The sequence below is a fragment of the Variovorax sp. GW821-FHT09B05 genome, assembly GCF_059418265.1.
On the sequence record NZ_JBWKPN010000003.1, the window covers coordinates 393,128 to 414,152 of the forward strand.

19 protein-coding genes are annotated in these 21,025 nt (G+C 71.2%); 12 read left to right on the top strand and 7 right to left on the bottom strand.

What is annotated here, in order from left to right; translation table 11 throughout:
• Positions 1-21 precede the first annotated feature (21 nt).
• Positions 22-1,095 carry a GlxA family transcriptional regulator gene (locus AC07RM_RS10210; RefSeq protein ID WP_495334381.1) on the top strand — a complete coding sequence of 358 codons (1,074 nt, stop codon included), beginning with the start codon at positions 22-24 and terminating at the stop codon, positions 1,093-1,095.
• A gap of 48 nt (positions 1,096-1,143) precedes the next feature.
• Here AC07RM_RS10210 and AC07RM_RS10215 read toward each other — a convergent pair whose 3' ends face one another.
• Complete coding sequence (locus tag AC07RM_RS10215) at positions 1,144-2,505, bottom strand: hypothetical protein (protein ID WP_495334382.1); 1,362 nt, start codon at positions 2,503-2,505, stop codon at positions 1,144-1,146.
• A gap of 351 nt (positions 2,506-2,856) precedes the next feature.
• Here AC07RM_RS10215 and AC07RM_RS10220 point away from each other — a divergent pair, with 351 nt between their 5' ends.
• The gene (locus AC07RM_RS10220) at positions 2,857-4,659 is read left to right on the top strand and encodes an NAD(P)/FAD-dependent oxidoreductase (protein ID WP_495334384.1); all 1,803 of its coding nucleotides are present in this window, start codon (positions 2,857-2,859) and stop codon (positions 4,657-4,659) included.
• Positions 4,660-4,671: 12 nt separating this feature from the next.
• Here the strand turns inward: AC07RM_RS10220 and AC07RM_RS10225 are convergent, their stop codons facing one another.
• From AC07RM_RS10225 to AC07RM_RS10235, 3 genes are read right to left on the bottom strand one after another with little or no spacing between them, the layout of a single operon-like run.
• A complete protein-coding gene (locus AC07RM_RS10225; RefSeq protein ID WP_093343707.1) occupies positions 4,672-5,382 on the bottom strand; it encodes a Crp/Fnr family transcriptional regulator in 711 nt (236 codons plus the stop codon).
• A 13-nt stretch (positions 5,383-5,395) separates the two neighbouring features.
• Positions 5,396-5,776 carry a DUF1090 domain-containing protein gene (locus tag AC07RM_RS10230; RefSeq protein WP_495334385.1) on the bottom strand — a complete coding sequence of 127 codons (381 nt, stop codon included), beginning with the start codon at positions 5,774-5,776 and terminating at the stop codon, positions 5,396-5,398.
• Positions 5,773-5,961 carry a hypothetical protein gene (locus AC07RM_RS10235; protein ID WP_143129162.1) on the bottom strand — a complete coding sequence of 63 codons (189 nt, stop codon included), beginning with the start codon at positions 5,959-5,961 and terminating at the stop codon, positions 5,773-5,775. The genes AC07RM_RS10230 and AC07RM_RS10235 overlap by 4 nt, the downstream gene beginning before the upstream one ends.
• On the opposite strand from AC07RM_RS10235, the gene AC07RM_RS10240 reads away from it, so the two are divergent.
• Genes AC07RM_RS10240 through AC07RM_RS10255 form a run of 4 tightly spaced genes read left to right on the top strand, consistent with a single transcriptional unit; the run spans position 5,933 to position 10,851 of the window.
• Entirely contained in the window at positions 5,933-6,853 is a 921-nt protein-coding gene (locus AC07RM_RS10240; RefSeq protein WP_203203555.1) for a beta-keto acid cleavage family enzyme, read from the top strand. The two genes, AC07RM_RS10235 and AC07RM_RS10240, sit on opposite strands and share 29 nt — an antisense overlap.
• Before the next feature lie 38 nt (positions 6,854-6,891).
• Positions 6,892-8,097, top strand: coding sequence for an ABC transporter substrate-binding protein (locus tag AC07RM_RS10245; RefSeq protein WP_495334386.1), 1,206 nt, complete (start codon positions 6,892-6,894; stop codon positions 8,095-8,097).
• Positions 8,094-9,041 carry a 3-hydroxyacyl-CoA dehydrogenase NAD-binding domain-containing protein gene (locus AC07RM_RS10250; protein ID WP_495334387.1) on the top strand — a complete coding sequence of 316 codons (948 nt, stop codon included), beginning with the start codon at positions 8,094-8,096 and terminating at the stop codon, positions 9,039-9,041. Before AC07RM_RS10245 ends, AC07RM_RS10250 begins: the two co-directional genes overlap by 4 nt.
• A 1-nt stretch (position 9,042) precedes the next feature.
• Positions 9,043-10,851 carry a feruloyl-CoA synthase gene (locus AC07RM_RS10255; RefSeq protein ID WP_495334388.1) on the top strand — a complete coding sequence of 603 codons (1,809 nt, stop codon included), beginning with the start codon at positions 9,043-9,045 and terminating at the stop codon, positions 10,849-10,851.
• Between the two features lie 3 nt (positions 10,852-10,854).
• Here AC07RM_RS10255 and AC07RM_RS10260 read toward each other — a convergent pair whose 3' ends face one another.
• Positions 10,855-11,667: a PaaX family transcriptional regulator gene (locus AC07RM_RS10260; protein ID WP_398500652.1), complete on the bottom strand. Its 813-nt coding sequence runs from the start codon at positions 11,665-11,667 to the stop codon at positions 10,855-10,857.
• A 79-nt stretch (positions 11,668-11,746) separates the two neighbouring features.
• On the opposite strand from AC07RM_RS10260, the gene AC07RM_RS10265 reads away from it, so the two are divergent.
• Together AC07RM_RS10265 and AC07RM_RS10270 are read left to right on the top strand one after the other, a co-directional pair.
• Positions 11,747-12,538, top strand: a complete 792-nt coding sequence (locus AC07RM_RS10265; RefSeq protein WP_431510904.1) for a crotonase/enoyl-CoA hydratase family protein — start codon at positions 11,747-11,749, stop codon at positions 12,536-12,538.
• A gap of 37 nt (positions 12,539-12,575) precedes the next feature.
• Positions 12,576-14,102, top strand: a complete 1,527-nt coding sequence (locus AC07RM_RS10270) for a class I adenylate-forming enzyme family protein (protein WP_495334389.1) — start codon at positions 12,576-12,578, stop codon at positions 14,100-14,102.
• Here AC07RM_RS10270 and AC07RM_RS10275 read toward each other — a convergent pair whose 3' ends face one another.
• Complete coding sequence (locus AC07RM_RS10275; RefSeq protein ID WP_495334390.1) at positions 14,103-15,527, bottom strand: aminotransferase-like domain-containing protein; 1,425 nt, start codon at positions 15,525-15,527, stop codon at positions 14,103-14,105.
• A 143-nt stretch (positions 15,528-15,670) separates the two neighbouring features.
• Here AC07RM_RS10275 and AC07RM_RS10280 point away from each other — a divergent pair, with 143 nt between their 5' ends.
• From AC07RM_RS10280 to AC07RM_RS10290, 3 genes are all read left to right on the top strand, one after another.
• Positions 15,671-16,960 carry a hydroxymethylglutaryl-CoA reductase, degradative gene (locus tag AC07RM_RS10280; RefSeq protein ID WP_495334391.1) on the top strand — a complete coding sequence of 430 codons (1,290 nt, stop codon included), beginning with the start codon at positions 15,671-15,673 and terminating at the stop codon, positions 16,958-16,960.
• Positions 16,961-17,061: 101 nt separating this feature from the next.
• Positions 17,062-17,517 carry a hypothetical protein gene (locus AC07RM_RS10285; protein ID WP_296788478.1) on the top strand — a complete coding sequence of 152 codons (456 nt, stop codon included), beginning with the start codon at positions 17,062-17,064 and terminating at the stop codon, positions 17,515-17,517.
• On the top strand, positions 17,514-18,902 hold the full coding sequence (locus tag AC07RM_RS10290; RefSeq protein WP_177239342.1) for a tripartite tricarboxylate transporter permease: 1,389 nt from the start codon (positions 17,514-17,516) through the stop codon (positions 18,900-18,902). Before AC07RM_RS10285 ends, AC07RM_RS10290 begins: the two co-directional genes overlap by 4 nt.
• Here AC07RM_RS10290 and AC07RM_RS10295 read toward each other — a convergent pair.
• Entirely contained in the window at positions 18,899-20,218 is a 1,320-nt protein-coding gene (locus AC07RM_RS10295; protein ID WP_495334393.1) for an AsmA family protein, read from the bottom strand. The two genes, AC07RM_RS10290 and AC07RM_RS10295, sit on opposite strands and share 4 nt — an antisense overlap.
• Positions 20,219-20,583: 365 nt before the next feature.
• Here AC07RM_RS10295 and AC07RM_RS10300 point away from each other — a divergent pair, with 365 nt between their 5' ends.
• Entirely contained in the window at positions 20,584-21,009 is a 426-nt protein-coding gene (locus AC07RM_RS10300; RefSeq protein WP_093343687.1) for a hotdog fold thioesterase, read from the top strand.
• The last annotated feature ends 16 nt before the right edge of the window (positions 21,010-21,025 follow it).

Here is a 21,025-nt window from a genome sequence, read left to right on the forward strand (position 1 = left end):
GGTACACAATCCGCCAAGCCCATGATCCGCTTCGACCTCTACCTGCCGCATGGCGGCCTGCCCGGCAGCGTCTTCGGTGCCATCGACATCCTGCGCGAGGCGAACTCGCTGGCGCGTGCGCGCGCGGGGCGGCGCATCGACGCGCCGGTGTCCTGGCGGCTGCTCGGGCCCGACGGCGGACCGCATGCGATGCGGCGCCTCGCGTTCCAGTCGGACGAGGAGGCGAAGCGCTCGCGCCGCGCGCCCGCCACCGCGCTCGCCGTGGTGCCGCCGCTGATGATGGTGACCATTCCGGGCCTGCGCCGGCTGGTGGCGCAGAACGCCGCGCTCTGCGCGCAGCTCGCGAGCCGCCACGCGGCCGGCGACTGGATCGGTGCCTGCGGCACCGGCCTGTGGCTGGCCGGGCGCGCGGGGCTGCTCGCGCACCAGCCGGTGCCGCTGTCGTGGCTCTACCAGTCGGGCTTCGCGCACGACTTCCCCGACACGCCGATCCACAGCGAGACACCGCTGACGCTCGGCCCGCACATGGTGCTGGCGGCCACGCCCGACCTGATGCACGCGATGGTGCTCAAGCTGCTCGACGGCGTGGGCCTGTCGGACCTCGCCTCGGCCTGCCGCGACAAGTTCCTCGCCAACCCCGAACGCCAGCACCTGGTGCTCGACATTCCCGAGCAGGTGGTGGGTACCTCGCGCGATGCGCCGCTGCACCGCGCCATCGCCTTCATCGAGGCCAACGCGGGCCGGCCGCTGACGGTGGCCGAGATGGCCTCGGCCGCGGCGGTCAGCGAACGCACGCTGGTGCGGCTGTTCGCGCGCCACATCGAGCGCTCGCCGATCCAGTTCCTGCACGAGCTGCGCGTGAAGCGCGCGCGCATGTGGCTCGAGGCCACCTGGCGCTCGATGCACGAGATCGCCGACGCCTCGGGCTACGCGGACGTCTCGACCTTCCGGCGCACCTTCAAGCGCATCGCCGGCATGAGCCCGTCGGAATACCGCGAGCGCTACACGGTGCGCACGCCGCGCGCGGTGTGGCAGTTGCAGGCTTTCGACGACGTGCTGGCGCCGGGCAAGGGAAAGCCGGCGGCCCGCCCATGAAAAAAGCCCGCACCCTGGGGGCGCGGGCTTGTCGCGGAGTGGACGCGATCAGTCGACCAGGCCCAGGTGCAGGAAGCCAGCTTTCGCCGTGCCGCGCTCGCCGATCAGCAGCTCGAGCCGCTTCGAACGCATTGCGACGTAGGCATCCCCGCCCTGCGTCGCCGAGCGCATGCCCAGCGGACCGTAGGAAGGTTGGGGCGCCAGGGTGAGATCGGCCTGCGTGGTGATGGCGCCGATCGAAGTCGACAGCGTGTACTTCGAGCCGGCCGCCACCGCGACGTCGGTCGAGCCGTCGGCCGACCAGCCCCTGCTGTTGAAGTCGGCGTAGTCCGGTGCGGCCGGCACGCCCACCGCCAGCACCTGGGAGTTGTAGGTCGACGGACCCGCGCTCAGGTACACGGTTTCGCCGCCGAAGTCGGCGAGCGCGAAGCGGCCGAACAGGCTGCCGTCGACGGCGCTCTTCATCATCCACAGCCCGGGCTGCTGCGGGTCGGGCTCGATGTTGCTGACGGACACGTCGGCGCTCGGACAGCGTTCGATCTTGTAGACGGTCAGGCTGAGGCACTGCTTCATCACCTTGCCGCCGCCCGAGACCTGGATCTGCGTGATCGTTGACTCCTTGCCCGTGGCCGAGTAGTCGATGCGGCCGCGGTCGTAGGTGCCGTCGAGCTTGCCCTGCTGCAGGACCAGCGCGCGCGACGCGATGAAGGGGAACGGTTCGTAGGTGGTCGGCGACTTGTAGCCCACCGCGAACGCAAGCGAGCCGACGATGTTGTCGCCGAGGCCGCGCAGCGCGAGGACGCTGCTCTTGCTGCGGCTGCTCTGCACCTTCCAGTAGCCGTCGCTCGACGCGCCCGCGGTCAGGGTGCCCGAGCTCGCATCGCCCGCCGTGTCGGTCAGGGTGTAGGTGGCCTTGTCGAAATCGATGGCGAGCACCTGGCGCGAGCCGTTGGCCGCGTACACGGTGTAGCGGCCGTTGCGGTAGTCGCCGTTGCCGACCGAGAAGCTCAGTTCCTTGCGGCGGTTGCCCGATGCGCTGGCCGTCAGCTTGAACTCGGCGCTGCCCGTCGCGTTGGGATTCTTGAAGCGCGACAGCCACTGCGAGCCGGAGGTATCGACCTCGACGCGCTGGGCCACGCCGCTGCGGCTGTCGCCGGTCCAGGTGATCTCGCTGCCATCGCTGGACTTGACCGTCACGAGCTGGCCCGGCGCCACCTGGTACTTGCCCGCGCTGTCGGGACTCGCGGCGCTGCCTTCGACCTCGACGGACAGCTTGGCTTCCGACTCGGCGGGCGTCTGCGGCAGCGCGCCGAACGGCAGCCCACCACCGCCACCTCCCCCGCCACCGCATCCCGCGATGACCGCCACCAGTGCCGTGGCGCACAGGGACTTCGTTGTGCTTCTCCTCATCTCTTCATCTCTTTCTGTTGGATTGACCCGATGCCCCGCCGACCTCGTCGGCAGACGGCGGCCAAATCTATACGCGGTGGAATACTTTTGCATCATCATGAAACGCGGTCGTCGCCACCCTGCAACGCTCCTCCCAATGGGTGATTGAAGGACATCGCAAGAGCGAGCGGCCGTCGCGCTGTCTCATCGCCGTCGCACCGGGATCGCGACAACGCATCCCACCCGCGACAAAACCCCCGCCAAGTCCTTGATCCACCGTGCGCCGCCGCGCGGCACGAAAGCTGCGCAACGCAACCCGCGCCGTCCGCGGCGCAGCGTTCGTTCTCATCCATTCATACACGGAGACATTCGATGACCGCATCCACCGCCGCCCCCACGCGGGCTGCCGCCACCTGGCTGGCCGACTTCGGCGCCGCGCTCGCGCGCAACGACGTCGAGGCCACGGTCGCGCTGTTCGAGGCCGAGGGCTTCTGGCGCGACCTCGTGGCCTTCACCTGGAACATCCGCACGCAGGAAGGCGCGGGCGCGATCCGCGCGATGCTGGCGGCGCGGCTGGCCGACACGCAGCCCTCGAACTTCGCGCTCGAGGGCGAGGCCAGCGAGGCCGACGGGGTGACCGAGGCCTGGTTCACGTTCGAGACCCGGGTGGCGCGCGGCCGCGGCCACCTGCGGCTGCGCAACGGCAAGGCCTGGACGCTGCTGACCACCATGACCGAGCTCAAGGGCTTCGAGGAGAAGACCGGCGCGAACCGCATCAAGGGCGCGGAGCACGGCGTGCACAAGGGCCGCCAGAGCTGGCTCGAGAAGCGCGAGGAGGAAGCGCGCACGCTGGGCTACACCGAGCAGCCCGAGGTGGTGATCGTGGGCGGCGGCCAGGGCGGGATCGCGCTCGGCGCGCGGCTGCGCCGGCTCGGGGTGCCGACCATCATCATCGAGCGCAACGCGCGCGCGGGGGACTCCTGGCGCAACCGCTACAAGTCGCTGTGCCTGCACGACCCGGTCTGGTACGACCACCTGCCCTACATGCCCTTCCCCGACGACTGGCCGGTGTTCGCGCCCAAGGACAAGGTCGGCGACTGGCTCGAGATGTATACGAAGGTGATGGAGCTCAACTACTGGAGCTCGACCACGGCGAAGAAGGCGCGCTTCGACGAGGCCACGCAGCGCTGGGAAGTGCGCGTGGAGCGCGACGGCAAGGAAGTGGTGCTGCGGCCGAAGCAACTGGTGTTCGCGCTCGGCGTGTCGGGCTATCCGAACGTGCCCGCGCTCGCGGGCGCCGAGAACTTCCAGGGCGACCAGCACCATTCGAGCAAGCACCCCGGGCCCGAGGCCTACGCGGGCAAGAAGTGCGTGGTGCTGGGCTCGAACAACTCGGCGCACGACATCTGCGCCGCGCTGTGGGAACACGGCGCCGACGTGACCATGATCCAGCGCTCGTCGACCCACATCGCGCCCTCCGACTCGCTGATGGAACTCGCGCTCGGCGGCCTGTATTCCGAGCAGGCGGTGAAGAGCGGCATCGACCACCACAAGGCCGACCTGATCTTCGCCTCGGTGCCCTACCAGGTGATGCACACCTTCCACATCCCGGTCTACGACGAGATGAAGAAGCGCGATGCCGACCTCTATGCGCGGCTGGAGAAGGCGGGCTTCATGCTCGACTTCGGCGCCGACGGCTCGGGCCTGTTCATGAAGTACCTGCGGCGCGGCTCGGGCTACTACATCGACGTGGGCGCCTCGGAGCTGGTGGCCAACGGCAGCGTGAAGCTCAGGAGCGGCGTGAACATCGAGCGCGTGAACGAACGCTCGGTGACGCTGACCGACGGCAGCGAGCTGCCGGCCGACCTGCTGGTCTATGCCACCGGCTACGGCTCGATGAACGGCTGGCTCGCCGACCTGATCTCGCCCGAGGTCGCCGACCGGGTCGGCAAGTGCTGGGGCCTGGGCTCCGACACGCCGAAGGATCCCGGCCCGTGGGAAGGCGAGCTGCGCAACATGTGGAAGCCGACGCAGGTGCCCAACCTCTGGATCCACGGCGGCAACCTGCACCAGTCGCGCCACTACTCGCAGTTCCTCGCGCTGCAGCTCAAGGCACGCGCCGAAGGGCTCGACACGCCGGTGTACGAACTCGCGCCCTCGCACCACCGGCGCTGAGGCGCGCGGCGCTCAGCCGTCGATGCGGCGGCGCAAGCCGTCGAGATCAGTCACGGTGATGCCGCCGTACTCGATGCGCAGCAGTCCGGCCGATGCCAGCCGCCGCAACGCCGCGTTGCAGCGCTGGCGCGACAGGCCCGAGAGGTTGGCGATCTCCTCCTGGGACACCTCCAGGTGCGGATCGCTGCCCGGATGCAGCCACTCGTGGAACAGGCCGACGAGCGCGCGCGCGACCTGGCTGTCGGTGTCCAGCAGGTGGTGGGCGGCGAAGTTGCCGAGGAACCAGTGCATGCGCTCGTTGATCTGGCGCAGCAGGAAGTCGTCGAAGCTGCGGTGCGTGGCGCGCAGCCAGTCGAAGGTCTCCAGCGGCATCAGCGCGACCCGGCTGGGGCGCAGCGCGATGATGTCCGCGGTGCGCGGCACGCCGCGCAGCAGCGTGCCTTCGCCGAACCAGCTGCCGGTCGACAGGCCGCCCAGGGTGACCGAGCGTCCGTCGGGCGAGCTCACGCACCACTTGAGCAGGCCGTCGATGGTGCCGTACCAGTGCAGCGGGGTGTCGCCGCAGCGGCACAGCGCGGCGCCGGTCGCCACCTCGACCTCGCGCATCTCCTCGAGCACGCGCTCGCCGGCGGCCACGCCGAGCTGCGGAAACCAGGCCGAGCCCTGCAGCAGTTGAGCCAGGGTCAGCGAGGCGGGGGGAGGAACAGGCCGGGCAGCGGGCATCTTCTCTCGAGGCTCAGGGCAGGTCCCTGACGCGCTGCAGCTCGGCCTGGGCTTCGCGCAGCTTGTCCTCGCGGCGCGCGATCTTGTCGCGATCGCCCTTGCGGCGTGCCTCGGCCAGCTCGCGTTCGCGCTGCGCGACCTTGCGTTCCTCGCCACGGATGCGCTCCTGGTGGCGCGCGGCCAGCTTGGCATCGCTGCAGTTGCGCCGCACCTCGGCCAGCGCGCGTTCGAGGCCGCGCACGCGGTGGTCCTGGCCCTCGGCCTTGGCCGCTTCGATGTCGCGCGAGATGGCCTCGCGCTTGGCGGCGCAGCCCGCTTCGGGACCACCCTGCGCGAAGGCCTGGCCCGATGCGAGGACGGCGGCGGCCGCGAGGACCAGCGATGACAGTTTCATGAGCGCTCCTTGTTGTGGATGAATGCGAACGACAGGGGCGACTGTAGCCCCTGCACGCCGCGTAAACCCTGCCCCCGAATGTCGTCGCGATGACTGAGTGCGCTGCCCGCGCCAAAAATAATGGCGCGCTCCACGAAGGACTCCAGGAACCCCGCCATGTCGAAGCGCAAAGTGATCGTGACCATCGCCCCCACCGGCGGCATGGCGCACAAGTCCCAGAACCCCCACCTGCCCACCCAGCCCGCCGAGATCGCGGCCGATGTCTTGCGCTGCTGGAATGCCGGCGCCAGCGTGGCGGCGATCCATGCGCGCCGCCCCGACGACGGCGCGACCTGCGACGCCGAGGTCTACCGCGAGATCAACAGCCGCATCCGCGCAGGCGGCTGCGACATCGTGCTCAACAACTCCACCGGCGGCGGCGTGCACGGCGACATGGTCAAGCCGCTGGCCGGCGACCGCTGGGAGATCGCGTGGGAGGAACGCATCAAGGGCATGGACGCGGGCGCCGAGATGTGCACGCTCGACGCCACCACGCTGAACCTCAGTTTCGAGGGCAAGCAGATCCTGATGGACACGCCGATCACGCGCGGACGCGAGCTCGCCGCCGGCATGAAGGCGCGCGGCATCAAGCCCGAGTGGGAGGTGTTCAGCCCCACGCACATCCTGCAGGACGCGACCACGCTGATCGGCGAGGGCCACGACGACGAGCCCTACTTCATCAACCTGGTGATGAACGTGCACCGCAACTTCCAGAACGCGATGCCCTACTCGCCGCGCTTCCTGCAGATGATGGTCGACACGCTGCCCAAGGGCAGCATCTTCGGCGTCAGCGGCATCGGCACCTCGCAGCTCGAGGCCAACGTGGCGGCGCTGCTGCTGGGCGGCCATGCGCGTGTCGGCCTCGAGGACAACCTCTACTTCCGCCAGGGCGAGCTGGCCACCAACGTGCAGCTCACCGAGCGCATCGTGCGCGTGATCCGCGAGCTCGACATGGAAGTAGCGACACCCGCCGAGGCACGCCAGCTCATGGGCCTGCCGCGCGTGGGCACGCCGCGGCCCGAGTTCGCGCTCGGGTGAACCGGCCCCCGCCACAACAACGAACGGAGACAGATCGAATGAACCTTTCCCGCACCGCCCTGGCCCTCGCGCTCGGCACCGCCCTGGCCGCGAGCGCATCGGCCCAGGTGTCCGACGACGTGATCCGCATCGGCTTCATCAGCGACATGTCGGGCCTGTACCGCGACTACGACGGCCCGGCCGGCGCCGAGGCCATCCGCATGGCGATCGCCGACATGGACGGCGCCATCGGCGGCAAGAAGATCGAGCTGGTCACGGCCGACCACCAGAACAAGCCCGACATCGCCGCCGCCAAGGCGCGCGAGTGGTTCGACGTGCAGAAGGTCGACATGCTGATCGGCGGCGTCAACTCGGGCGCGGCCATCGCCATGGCCGGCGTGGCGGCGGACAAGAAGAAGCCCTACTTCGTGGTGGGCTCGGGCGCGTCGAGCCTCACCAACGAGTACTGCTCGCCGTACACGGTGCACTACGCCTACGACACGGTGGCGATGGCGCGCGGCACCGCGAGCGCGGTGGTCAAGGCCGGCGGCAAGAGCTGGTACTTCGTGGCGGCCGACTATGCCTTCGGCGCCGCGCTGCAGAACGACGCGACCAAGACGGTGCTGGCGAACGGCGGCACGGTGGCGGGCTCGGTCAAGCATCCGCTGGGCGCGAGCGACTTCTCGTCGTTCATGCTGCAGGCGCAGAGCTCGAAGGCGCAGGTGCTGGCGCTGGCCAACGCGGGCGGCGACACGGTCAACGCGATCAAGTCGGCGGCCGAGTTCGGCATCGGCAAGAACATGAAGCTGGCCGGCATGATCATCACCATCAACGACGTGCATGCGCTGGGCCTCAAGGCCTCGCAGGGCATGTACCTGACCGACAGCTGGTACTGGAACCAGAGCCCCGAGGCACGCACCTGGGCGCGCCGCTTCTTCGACAAGCACAAGCGCATGCCCTCCTCCTTCCATGCGGGCGACTACTCGGCCGCGCTGCAGTACCTGCAGGCCGTGAAGGCCGCGGGCAGCGACGATGCCGACAAGGTGATGGCGCAGCTGCGCAAGACGAAGTTCGACGACATGTTCGTCAAGGGCGGCTGGCTGCGCGACGACGGCCTGATGGTGCACGACATGCACCTGATGCAGGTGAAGTCGCCCGAGGAATCGAAGGAACCCTGGGACTACTACAAGGTGGTGGAAGCGATCCGCGGCGAGGCTGCCTGGACGACCAAGGCCGAGAGCCGCTGCGCGCGGTGGAAGTCATGAGCGGGGCGCACGGCGTACGGCGCGTCGCGGTGGTCGGCACCGGCGTGATCGGCGCGAGCTGGACCGCCTACTTCCTCGCGCAGGGCCTCGATGTCAACGCGACCGATCCCTCGCCCGGCGCCGAGGAGCGGCTGCGCCAAGCGGTGGCGCAGCACTGGCCCACGCTCGAGCGCTTCGGGCTGGCGGCGGGCGCCTCGGTCGACCGGCTGCGCTTCCACGACAGCCTGGAGGACGCGGTTTCGGTGGCCGACTTCGTGCAGGAGAACGGCCCCGAGCGCATGGATTTCAAGATCGAGCTGTTCCGCCGCATGGACGCGGCCGCGCCGCCCGACGCGATCCTGGCCTCGAGCTCCTCGGGCCTGGCGATCAGCGGCGTGCAGTCGGGCTGCGCGCACCCGCAACGCGTGGTGCTCGGCCATCCGTTCAACCCGCCGCACCTGATCCCGCTGGTGGAAGTGATCGGCGGCGAGCGCACGTCGGCCGACACCATCGAGCGCACCATGGCCTTCTACGCGGCCATCGGCAAGCGGCCGATCCACGTGAAGCGCGAGGTCAAGGGCCACATCGCGAACCGGCTGCAGGCCGCGCTGTGGCGCGAGGCCTTCCACCTGGTCGAGCAGGGCGTGGCCTCGGTGGCCGACATCGACACCGCGATCGCGCACGGCCCGGGCCTGCGCTGGGCCGTGATGGGACCGTTCATGAACCTGCACCTGTCGGGTGGCGCGGGCGGCATCGCGCACGTGCTCGCGCACCTGGGCGGGCCGATCGAGGACTGGTGGAAGGACCTGGGCGCGCCCTCGATGACGCCTGCGCTCCAGGCGCAGGTGAGCGAAGGCGTGGCGCAGGAGCTGGGCGCGCGCCGCACGGCCGAGCTCGAAGCCGCGCGCGACACCCTGCTGTTGAACCTGATTCGCGCCAAGGCCGGCACCGGCACACTCGATTGACATGACCGACTTCCTCCAGGACGACAGCCTGATCGCCCCGCCCCGCACGGTGCGCATCGACTTCGACGACGGCTCCTTCGCGCTGCGCTCGCCGCAGGCCCTGAAACCCTATGCACGCTGCATCGGCGAATGGATCGAGCGCTGGGCGCGCGAGACGCCCGGGGCACTGGCCTTCGCCGAGCGCGACGACAGTGGCGAGGACTGGCGCCGGCTCGACTACCGCGCGCTGCGCCAGGCCGTCGGCGCGGTGGCGCAGGGCCTGCTCGACCTCGACCTGCCGGCCGACGCGCCAATCGTGATCCTGTCGGACAACGCGATCGACCATGCGGTGCTGATGCTGGCCACGATGCACATCGGCCGAGCGGCCTGCTCGCTGTCGAGTGCCTATTCGCGCATGGCCAAGGATCCCTCGCGGCTGCACGAGATGCTGCGCGCGCTGCGGCCGGGGCTGGTCTATGCCTCGGACGCCAGGGCCTACGGCGCCGCGCTCGCGGGCAGCGGCGTGGAAGCGGTCACTGTGTTCAGCCGCCATGCCGACGCGCACCCCGGCGCGCTGGCCTTCGCGCAACTGCTCGCCAGCGCCGAGACGCCCGCCGTGATGCAGGCCTTCGAGGCGGTGCTGCCCGACACCCATGCCAAGTACCTGCTGACCTCGGGCTCGACCGGCAAGCCCAAGGTGGTGATCAACACCCACCGCATGCTGTGCGCCAACCAGCAGATGATGGCCCAGACCTGGCGCTTCCTCGCGCACGAGAAGCCGGTGCTGGTCGACTGGCTGCCCTGGAGCCACACCTTCGGCGCCAACCACGACCTGAACATGGTGCTGGCGAACGGCGGCGCGCTCTACATCGACGAGGGCCGGCCCGCGCCGAGCCTGATCGAGAAGACGGTGCGCAACCTGCGCGAGGTGAAACCCACGCTGCTGTTCAATGTGCCGCGCGGCTACGACATGCTGCTGCCCTTCCTCGAGGCCGACGACGCGCTGGCCACCGAGGTGTTCTCGCGCCTGCGCCTGGCCTTCTACGCGGCCGCGGCGCTCGCGCCCTCGACCTGGCAGCGGCTCGAGGCGGTGGCGCGGCGCGTGCGACCCGACCGGCCGCTGTGGCTCACCACCTCCTGGGGCGCCACCGAGACCTCGCCCGCGATCACCTCGGCGCACTGGAAGCTCGATGGCGCGGGCTGCATCGGCGCACCGCTGCCGGGGCTGGAACTGAAGTTCGTGCCCAACGGCGAGAAGCTCGAGATGCGCGTGAAGGGCGTGTCGGTGTTCCCCGGCTACCGCGGCGCGCCGCGCGAGACCGCGCAGGCCTTCGACGCGGAGGGCTACTACCGGCTCGGCGACGCGGGCTTCCTGGCCGACCCGGCCGATCCGGCGCGCGGCGTGATCTTCAACGGTCGCGTGGCGGAGGACTTCAAGCTCTCGACCGGCACCTGGGTCTCGGTCGGCACGCTGCGCGTGAAGCTGGTGTCGCTGCTGGCGCCGCATGCGCAGGACGTGGTGCTCACGGGCCACGACCGCGACGAGATCGGCATGCTGGTGTTCGCGAGCCCGCAGGGCGCGGCGCTCGCGCCCGAGGCGCTGGCCGAGCGCATCGCGGGCGTGCTGCGCACCTTGCGCGCGGAGGGCGCGGGCTCCTCGCAGTGCCCGGCCTGCGCGCTGGTGCTGAACGAACCGCCGAGCCTCGATGCGGGCGAGATCACCGACAAGGGCTACATCAACCAGCGCGCGGTGCTGGTGCGGCGCGCGGCCGAGGTACAGCGGCTGCATGCGCGCGCGCCGGAAGATGCGCTGGTGGTGCGGCTGGGCTGAGCCTCAGGCCACCGGCAGCGCCAGCCACTGCCGCCACAGCTGCCGCGCCGTGTCCTGGTAGCGGCGCGTGACCGCGAGCAGCTCGGCGCGCGGCTCGGGCGGCATCAGTTCGGCCGGCAGCAGCGGATCGCGGATCAGGTGCGCGATCACCGCGCGGCCCAGCAGCAGCGATTCGCGCACGGCCGTTTCGAGCGGCCGCGTGCGCAGGCGCTGCTCGCTGCGCTCGAGGCCGGCCTGCAGGCGGCGGCATTGCGCGGCCAGCGCGCGCACGTCCCACAGCCGGCGCGCGCTCGCCTGCGCCGCCTCGTCGAGGTCGGCGAGCCGGAACACCGGCGCGCCCGGCGAGAGCCCCAGTTCCTTGAGCTTGCGGCGCTCGGCCTCGAGGCCGCCCGCCAGGTTGTCGGGCCGGATCTGCAGGCCGGGCCGCAGCGGCGCGAAGCCGCGCAGCGAGAGCGCGAGGCCATGGCGGCGCCAGGCGGTCTTGTCGGCGCGCGCCACGCCGGCATCGTGCACGGCCAGCCAGTCGCCGCGCCAGCCGACGGCCTGCGCCTGCTTGTGCAGCCAGCCGTCGACCGCGCGCGACAGCGCCGGGCCCTCGCGCTCGAGCCGGTAGTTGCCGCGCTCGCCGCGCGCGATCTTGCCCTCGGCCGCGAGCCGCGTGAGACCCACGCGCATCGTGGTCTCGCCGATGCCCAGCAGCGCGCCCGCGCGGCACAGCGCCTGCGAACTCAGCGTGCCGCCGTCGGCCACCAGCAGGTCGAGGATCAGGTCGGGCGCGCTCGGCAGGCTGACGGAGACATTACATATCTTGTCCATGTTTGCGAAATGATGAAATGTTTCCTACGATGACCGGGACCGACCCATTCCGTAATTTTGTGTCCGAAGGAGCCCCTCCATGGCATCCGAACAAACCCCTTGTGTACGCGCCGAATCCGACGGCGCCATCCTGACCGTCACCATCGACCGGCCCGCCCAGCGCAACGCGGTCGACGGCGCGGTGGCCGCCGAGCTGCGCGCGGCCTTCGAGCGCTTCGAGGCCGACGACGCCCTGCGCGTGGCGGTGCTGACCGGCGCGGGCGGCCACTTCTGCGCCGGCGCCGACCTCACGGCCGTCGGCGACCCCGCGCGGCGCAACGAGCTCGACCCCGAAGGCGGCGGCAGCGGACCGATGGGGCCGACGCGCATGGCGCTGTCCAAGCCGCTGATCGCCGCGATCAACGGCTACGCGGTGGCGGGCGGGCTCGAGCTGGCGCTGCTGGCCGACCTGCGCGTGGCCGACGAGGACGCGGTGTTCGGCGTGTTCTGCCGCCGCTGGGGCGTGCCGCTGATCGACGGCGGCACGGTGCGGCTGCCGCGGCTGGTGGGCATGGGCCGCGCGCTCGACATGATCCTGACCGGCCGCCCCGTGGGCGCGGCCGAGGCGCTGGCCATGGGCCTCGCGAACCGCGTCGTGCCGCCCGGCGGCGCGCTGGCCGCGGCGCAGGAGCTGGCGCGCCAGATCGCCGCCTTCCCGCAGCAATGCATGCTGGCCGACCGCCGCTCGGCCTTCGAGCAATGGGACCTGCCGCTGGCCGAGGCGCTGCGCCGCGAGGGCGCGCGCGGCGTGCCGATCGTCGCGGCCGAGGGCGAGGCAGGCGCCGCGCGCTTCGCGGGCGGCGCGGGCCGGCACGGCGAATTCGGGCGCTGAGCGCGCCCTCATCGAAGAACACACAGGAGACACGGACTTGCACCAACCCACCTATCTCGAACTGATTCGCCGTGGCGCGCTGCAGCATGGCCCGCGCACCGCCATCGTGTTCGGCGAGCGCAGCCTGAGCTTCACCGAGGTCGACCAGCTCAGCAGCCGGCTCGCGCAGGCGCTGCACGCGGCCGGCGCGGAACCGCGCACGCGCGTGGCGCTGCTGCTCAACAACGGCCTGCACAGCGTGCCGCTGGACTTCGCCTGCGTGAAGGCCGGCATCAACCGCGTGCCGCTCAATGCGCGGCTCTCGCTGGCCGAGCATGCGCGCATGCTGGCCGATACCGGCTGCACCCACCTGGTGTTCGGCCCCGACCTGGCCGAGCGCGCGGCGGCGCTGCGCGAGGCGGCACCGGGCCTGGCCTGCCTGGGCCTCGGCGCGGCGCTCGAGGGCGCGCCCGACCTGCTCGCGCGGGCGGCGACGCTGCCCGCCACGGCGCCCGACTTCGAGCCTTCGCCCGACGACGTGGTGCTCACGCTCTTCACCTCGGGCACCACCGGCACGCTGAAGGCCGCGCAGCACACGCAGGCCTCGTACGCGGCGATCTGCCGCAACGTGCTGCTGAACCTGCTGAACGCCACGCCCGAGGACGCGATGCTGCACGCGGCCTCGCTGATCCATGCCAGCGGCGTGTTCGTGCTGCCGTTCTGGCTGCGCGGCGGCCGCACCGTGATCCTGCCGGGCTTCGAGCCGGGCCTGTTCCTGCGCACGCTGCGGGCCGAGCGCATCACGGCGATCAACCTGGTGCCGACCATGCTGCAGATGCTGTTCGAGCACCCGGAACTGGCCGCCACCGACGTGAGCGCGCTGCGCTACGTGATCTACGGCGCCTCGCCGATGCCGCGCAGCGTGATCCAGCGCGCGATGGCGGCCTGGGGCCGGCACCGCTTCTGGCAGTACTACGGCCAGACCGAGGTGCCGCTGTGCCTCGCGGTGCTGCGGCCCGAGGACCATGTCGACGAACTGCTGGGCGCCTGCGGCCAGCCCGCGCTCGAGGTCGAGATGCGCCTGGTCGACGAGGCCGGCAACGAGGTGCCCGCCGGCACGCCGGGCGAGATCGCGGTGCGCGCGCCCTCGGCCGTGGCGGGCTACCACGATGCGCCCGCGCTCAATGCCGAGACCTTCGTCGCGGGCGGCTGGGTGCGCACGCGCGACGTCGGCGTGTTCGACGCGCGCGGCTTCCTGCACCTGAAGGACCGCACCTCCGACATGATCATCAGCGGCGGCTACAACGTCTATCCGCGCGAGGTCGAGGATGCGCTGATGACGCACCCCGCGGTGCGCGAGTGCGCGGTGATCGGCCTGCCGCACGAGAAGTGGGTGGAGGTGGTCACGGCGGTGGTGGTGCTACGCGCGGGCCAGGCCGTCGACGAGGCGGCGCTGATCGCGCACGTGGCCGGGCGGCTCGCCTCGTACAAGAAGCCGCAGCGCGTGATCTTCGCCGAGGAGATTCCGAAGACCGCGGTCGGCAAGCTCGACCGGCGCGCGCTGCGCGAGCGCCACCGGGGTTGATCAGCCGCCCACGCGCTTGAGCGTGGCGCGCATCGCCTTCGCGAAGCGCGGGTCGGCCATGGCGCCGACGTTGAAGCGCGACCAGCGCGAGACCTGCGTCGAGTCGACGCTGAAGATGCGGCCCGGCGCCATCACGATGCGCCGCGGCAGCAGCTCCCTGGCGAAGGCCAGCGAGTCGGCCACGCCCGGCAGCGCGGCCCAGACGTAGAGCGACTGCGGGCTGCGCGCGAACACCTCGGCGCCCACCGAATCGAAGAAGCGCAGCGCCTCGCGCGTGGCCTCGCCCAGGCGGTTCTGCAGCCGGTTCAGGTGGCGCTGGTAGTGGCCCTCGCTGAGGATCACGTCGACCGTGCGCTCGGCGTACTCCGAGCTGCTCACGTGGATCAGCGCCTTGAGGTCGGCGAGGTCGCTCGCGAGGTCGGCGCCGCAGGCGACGAAGCCCACGCGCAGCGCGGCCGAGAAGGACTTGGAGAAGCTGCCGATGTAGATGGTGCGCTCGAGCTGGTCGAGCGCCGCCAGGCGCGGCAGCGCGGTGGGCTTGAAGTCGGCCAGCGGGTCGTTCTCGACGATCAGCAGGTCGTGCTTCTGCGCCAGCTGCAGCACGCGGAAGGCCTTGGCCGGCGAGATGTCGGAGCCGGTCGGGTTGTGGGCCAGCGACTGGGTGAAGAACAGGCGCGGCCGCTCGGCCACCAGCAGTTGCTCGAGCACCTCGAGGTCGGGCCCGTCGGCCAGCCGCGGCACCGCGAGCATCTGCGCGCCCGCGAGCTTGAGCTTGCCGAACAGCGGGTAGTAGCCGGGATCGTCGACCAGCACCTTGCCGCCGGGCGGCACGAAGTAGCGGATGACGATGTCCATGGCCTCGTTGGCGCCGTGCGTGAGCACGATCTGCCGCGGCTCGGCGCCGATGCCGAAGTCGGCCAGCTTGCGCACCAGGTGCTCGCGCAGCGGGCCGTAGCCGAAGCGGCTGCCGTAGCGGAACAGCGCGCCGAGCCCCGTGCGCACCACCTTCGGGTGGTACTTGTCCAGCCGCACGTCGGCCAGCCATTCGACCGGCGGGAAGCCGTCGCCCACGGCCACCGCGTCGGGCTCGGTCTTGAGCTGCTCGCGCATCAGCCACACGATGTCCATCGCGCGGCCCAGGCTGCCGGCATCGTCCTCGGGCGGCCTGGCGCTCGCGGGCTTGGCCTGCGCGCGCACGAAGTAGCCCGAGCCCCGGCGCGGCTCGACCAGGCCGCGCGAGACCAGGTTCTCGAAGGCCGCCACCACGGTGTTCTTGGCGTAGCCGTGCAGCTGCGCGAGCTCGCGCAGCGAGGGCAGCTTGTCGCCGGCCTTGTAGGCGCCGCTGGCGATCTGGCGCGCGAGGGCCTCGGCGAGCGAATCGGCGATGGGGGCGGCGCGCGGGCCGCGGCTGGAAGATGCGCTCATGGCCGGCGACTGTGACACAGCGGGCACTGGACGCGCCGCACTGTCCCGACTGTCCCGCGAAACTGTGCCTGCCGAGGCTGGTACAGCGGGCCTAGATTCGCACGCTTCCGAATCCACCCCTTGCACGAACCGAAGCACGAACGATGGTCGCCGACGCCCGCCTCCCCAATTTCCGAGCCCTGACACCCGCGCAGCGCCTCGATCACATCGCGCAGGCCGCTGCGCTCACGCCCGAGGAGAAGGCGCTGCTCGCCACGCCCGGCGCGCTCGGCATCGAGCGCGCCAACGGCATGGTCGAGAACGTGATCGGCACCTTCGAGCTGCCGCTGGGCGTGGCCGGCAACTTCACGGTCAACGGCCGCGAGTACCTGGTGCCGATGGCGGTGGAGGAGCCCTCGGTGGTGGCCGCCGCCTCCTTCATGGCCAAGCTGGCGCGCGAGGGCGGCGGCTTCGAGGCCTCGAGCAGCGGGCCGCTGATGCGCGCGCAGGTCCAGCTGCTGGGCCTGGGCGATCCGCACGGCGCGCGGCTGGCGCTGCTGCGCGCGCGCGATCGCATCCTCGAGGTGGCGAACAGCCGCGACAAGGTGCTGATCGGCCTGGGCGGCGGCTGCCGCGACATCGAGGTGCACGTGTTCGAGGACACGCCGCGCGGCGCGATGGTGGTGCTGCACCTGGTGGTCGACGTGCGCGACGCGATGGGCGCGAACACGGTCAACACCATGGCCGAGGCGGTGTCGCCGCTGGTCGAGCAGCTCACGGGCGGCACGGTGCGGCTGCGCATCCTCTCGAACCTGGCCGACCTGCGGCTGGCGCGCGCCCGCGTGCGGCTCACGCCCGCGGTGCTCAAGACCGCCGAGCGCGGCGGCGAGGAGATCGTCGAGGGCGTGCTCGACGCCTACACCTTCGCGGCCGTCGACCCCTACCGCGCGGCCACGCACAACAAGGGGATCATGAACGGCATCGACCCGGTGATCGTCGCCACCGGCAACGACTGGCGCGCGGTCGAGGCCGGCGCGCATGCCTATGCCTGCCGCCATGGCCGCTACGGCTCGCTCACCACCTGGGAGAAGGACAGCAGCGGCGCGCTGGTCGGCACCATCGAGATGCCGATGCCCGTGGGGCTGGTCGGCGGCGCCACCAAGACCCATCCGCTCGCGCGGCTGGCGCTCAAGATCCTCGGCGTGCAGTCGGCGCAGGAGCTCGGCGAGGTGGCGGTGGCCGTGGGCCTGGCGCAGAACCTCGGCGCGCTGCGCGCGCTCGCCACCGAGGGCATCCAGCGCGGCCACATGGCGCTGCATGCGCGAAACATCGCGCTGGTGGCCGGTGCCACGGGCGACGAGATCGATGCCGTCGCCAAACAGATGGCCACCGAGCACGACGTGCGCACCGACCGCGCGGTGGCGCTGCTCGAAGCCCTGCGCGCCAAAAACTGAATCTCACGGATCGCGGGAAGGGCCCGCACCACGGACCGCGGCCGATACCGCGGCGGCACGCGAGGCGCGTGCCGTCACACCAGCAAGAACGGAGACAAGCAATGAACCCGAACGGCACGACGCAGGCGCGATGGCGCCTGGTGGAAATCTGGGGCGACACGGCGGACCTGCGCCATCTCGCGGGCGCGATCGCGATCGGCATCGCCGTGAGCCTGGCCGGCTTCCTGCTGGCCAACCGCCTGCTCGCGGGCGCCGTGCGCTCGCCCGAGCTGGCGCGTGCCTACGCGATGCTGGCGGGCCTCGCGGGCTGCGTGATCGCGGGCCTGATCTGCGCGCTGCTGTTCGCGCCCAAGCGCGAGGTGGTGGAAGGCGGCGCGGCCGATCCGCGCTGGCGCGAGGAGGTGCTGGCCGAACTGGCCGGCGAGCATGGCGACCTGGGCGCGATGAGCGACCTGCCGCCCGCCGCGCTGCGCGAGCTCCAGGAGCTGGGCCTGCACGACCTGTTCGCCAACCACCGCCCGCGCACCCGCGCCGCCGCCGAAGGAGCCGCCTCGTGATCGACGCCGCACTGCTGAACCAGATCCTCGTCGCCACCGGCATGGGCCTCGTGGGCGCCGTGGTGTTCGCCGCCATCGGCCTCGTGTCGGGCACCGACGAGACCACCACGCTCGCGCCGCTGACCCTGCTGGTGGTGCTGCTGGGCGTGCCGCCCGAGGGCGTGTTCACCTTCTTCCTCGCGGCCGCGGTGGCCAAGCACATGACGCACGCGGTGCCGACGGCGCTGCTGGGCATTCCGGGCGACACCATGGCCACGCCGCTGCTGCAGGACGCCAACATGCTGCGCAACCTCGGCGTGCCGCACATCGCGCTGCGCAAGATGGTGTCGGGCGCGATCATCGCGGCCTTCGTCGCGGTGCCGCTGGCCGTGCTGTTCGCGGTGCTGCTCGCGCCCTACGGCGCGGCCATCACCAAGGCGGCGCCATGGATCTTCGTGGTGGCGGCCGTCGCCATCGCCTGGTTCTCGAGCGGTCGCTGGGCCTCGGTGGCGACGCTGGTGCCGTTCGTGATCGTGATCGTGGCGCTGCAGTCGCTGACCGCCAAGTACGGCGTGAAGCTCAGCATCAGCTACTTCCTGGGTATCGCGATCGGGCCGCTGGTGGCCGACCTGTTCTCGGTGCTGTCGCCGACGGCCAGGGCGCGCATGGCGCGCGAGAAGGTGCGCACCTTCTCGCTGGCGCCCGACGTGAAGGGCTGGAGCGGCTACTTCCCGAATCCCTTCAAGGTGCTCGACCGCGGCCAGGTGAAATGGACGCTGGCCACCGCCACCATCTCGAGCGCCACCTTCGTCTTCAGCCCGGTCGCGATGACAGTGGTGCTCGGCGAGCTGGTCGGCTCGCGCATCAAGCATGCCTACCACCGGCTCACCACCACGCTGGCCGCGCGCAACGGCGTGACCGAGGCCACCTACGTGGCCGAGGCGCTGATCCCGCTGATCGCGATCGGCCTGCCGCTGAGCCCGGTGGCCGCGGGCCCGGCCGCGCCGCTGTTCAATGCGCCACCGGTGTTCACCATCGACGCCGCCACCGGCCAGACCCACAACCTGCACAACCTGCTGAGCCACTGGGAGTTCCTGGGCTACGGCATGCTGGCGGTGATCCTCGCGGCGCTGGTGGCCTATCCCTTCACCATGAACTTCGCGCGCCGCGCGGCGCTGTTCGTCTCGCGCAAGGTCAGCCACGAGGCGATCATCGCCACCTTCGTCGGCCTGATCGTGGTGATCAGCGTCTGGGAAGGGCAGCTGCTGGGGCTGTTCGTGATCCTCACCATGGGCCTGCTCGGCGGGCTGCTGTCGCGCGCCATCGGCTTCAACACCGGGGTGCAGTTCATGGGCTATTACACGGCGGTGCTGACGGTGCCCGCGGTGCTCAAGGCGATCGGCTAGGGCTTGGCCTTCTTCTTCGAGCCGGGCGGCTCGTCGAGCCCGAACAGCCGCTCCACCTGCTGCCCCACGCGCGCACCGATCGCGGTGCCCACGCCCGGCAGCACCGCGCTGCCGACGGCCGCGCCCGCGAGCGCGCCGCCGGTCAGCGAGAGCTCGGGATCGCTCAGGGTGCCGCCGATCTTGAGTGGCACGCCGACCACGCCGTCGATCAGGTCGACCGCGGCATCGCCCTGGATGCGCCGGTTGAACAGCCGCACGTTGCCGCTGGCGGTGAGCACGCCCGAACGCGCCTTGAGGTTGGTGTAGCGCAGCACGGTGCCGTCGGGCGTGGCCTCGGTGTCGAGCGTGCCGTTGAGCTCGTCGAGCGCGGTGCGCCCGCCGCGGCTGATGCCGGCGGTGCTCACGGCCTTGGCGAGGTCGAGCTTGGTCAGGGTGGCCGGGCTGACCGAGAACACGGTGCGCGTGCGCAGGCCGCGCATCAGGGCGCCGGCCTTGTCGGCCTCGGCCGTCAGCGTGGTCTGGCCGTGCAGCTTGCCGGCGACGAAGGTGCGGCGGCCGAAGGTCTGGACCAGCGCCTCGATGTCGACGTCGCGCGGCGCGAGCTCGGCCGACACGCGCAGGCGGCCGTTGTCCAGCGTCTCGAAGCGGCTGACGCCGTTCCAGCTGCCGCCCGCCACGTCGATGCGGGTCTGCCAGCGGTCGTTGCGGCCCTCGCGGTCCAGCCGCAGCCGGGCCGGCGGCGAGGCCTGCGTGCGCTCGGCCAGCGCATGGCGCGGGCGCCAGCCGGGGTCGAAGTCGATCTGGCCGTCGTAGGCGAGTTCGATGTCGCGCCGGTCGATCCAGCGCACGTCGCGCCAGCGCAGCTGCTCGAGCGGCGTCTCGGCCAGCGTCCAGGGCGCGGGCAGGGCGATCTGCCCTTTCTCGATGGTCTCGGGCGCGCGGCCGCGGAAGGCGCGGATCGATTCGCCCGGCAGCACCGCGCCCTCGACCTCGAGCGTGTCGGCCGCGACCACGCGCTTCCACAGCGGCGCGAGCTGCAGCCGCAGCGCGATGCGGTGCACGGTGACCGGGCGCGGCTGGTCGGTGGCGACGTCGGTCAGCACCAGCACCGGCATCGGCAGCAGCGACCAGTGGGCGCCACCGATCCTGAGGCCGATGCCGTAGTGCTTCTCGAAGCCCTCGGCGATGCGTTGCGACACCTCGGCGTCGCTGGGCAGCAGCCAGCGCGCGGCCCCCCACAGCGCGAGGGCGCCCGCCAGCAGCACCAGGGCCGAGCCGGCGAGCCAGAACCGGACGCGCCGGGAGAGGGGTTTCATCCACGCAAGCTAGCACGCCTAGGCGACTGCCGATGTCAGCCGCCGTCGCCAGGGCCTGTTAACTCTATAGAAGGGGTCGCGCTGCTTCGCCAAGGGGCTGGATGCAAGGCGCCCGCGCGCAGCAAGGCGTCCGCCTTGCAAGCGCGGGCAACGCCGCAGACGGCCCCTTGGCGAAGCAGCCCGGAGGGAAGCTTGCCATAGCCCGCCCCTCGGCGTTGCGCTCCTAGCGTGTGCGGACGCACACGCGTCGTCGCGCGCCTTGATGGGCAGGCTATGGCAAGCTTCGCGACCCCTTCTATAGAGTTAACAGGCCCTAGTTTCCGCCACCCTTTTCGAAGCACACCAAGACGAAAGACGAGCACGCCATGCGCATCTGGAAGAAAGACATCTCGGTCGAGGCCCTGACCCAAAGCCACGTCGGCACCACCGTGGAACACCTGGGCATCGAATTCCTCGAGGTCGGCGACGACTTCATCCGCGCCCGCTGCCCGGTCGACAACCGCACGCGCCAGCCCTACGGCATCCTGCACGGCGGCGTGTCGGTGGTGCTGGCCGAGACGCTGGGCTCGTGCGGCGCCCACTACTCGGCGCCCGACGGCGAGCGCGCCGTGGGCCTGGACATCAACGCCAACCACATCCGCTCGGCCTCGAGCGGCTGGGTGATCGGCACCGCCCGCCCGGTGCACCGCGGGCGCAGCACCCAGGTCTGGCAGATCGACCTGACCAACGAAGCGGGCGAGCTGACCTGCGTTTCGCGCATCACAATGGCGGTGCTCCAGCCCCGCGGCTGAGCACGACCGGCACCCT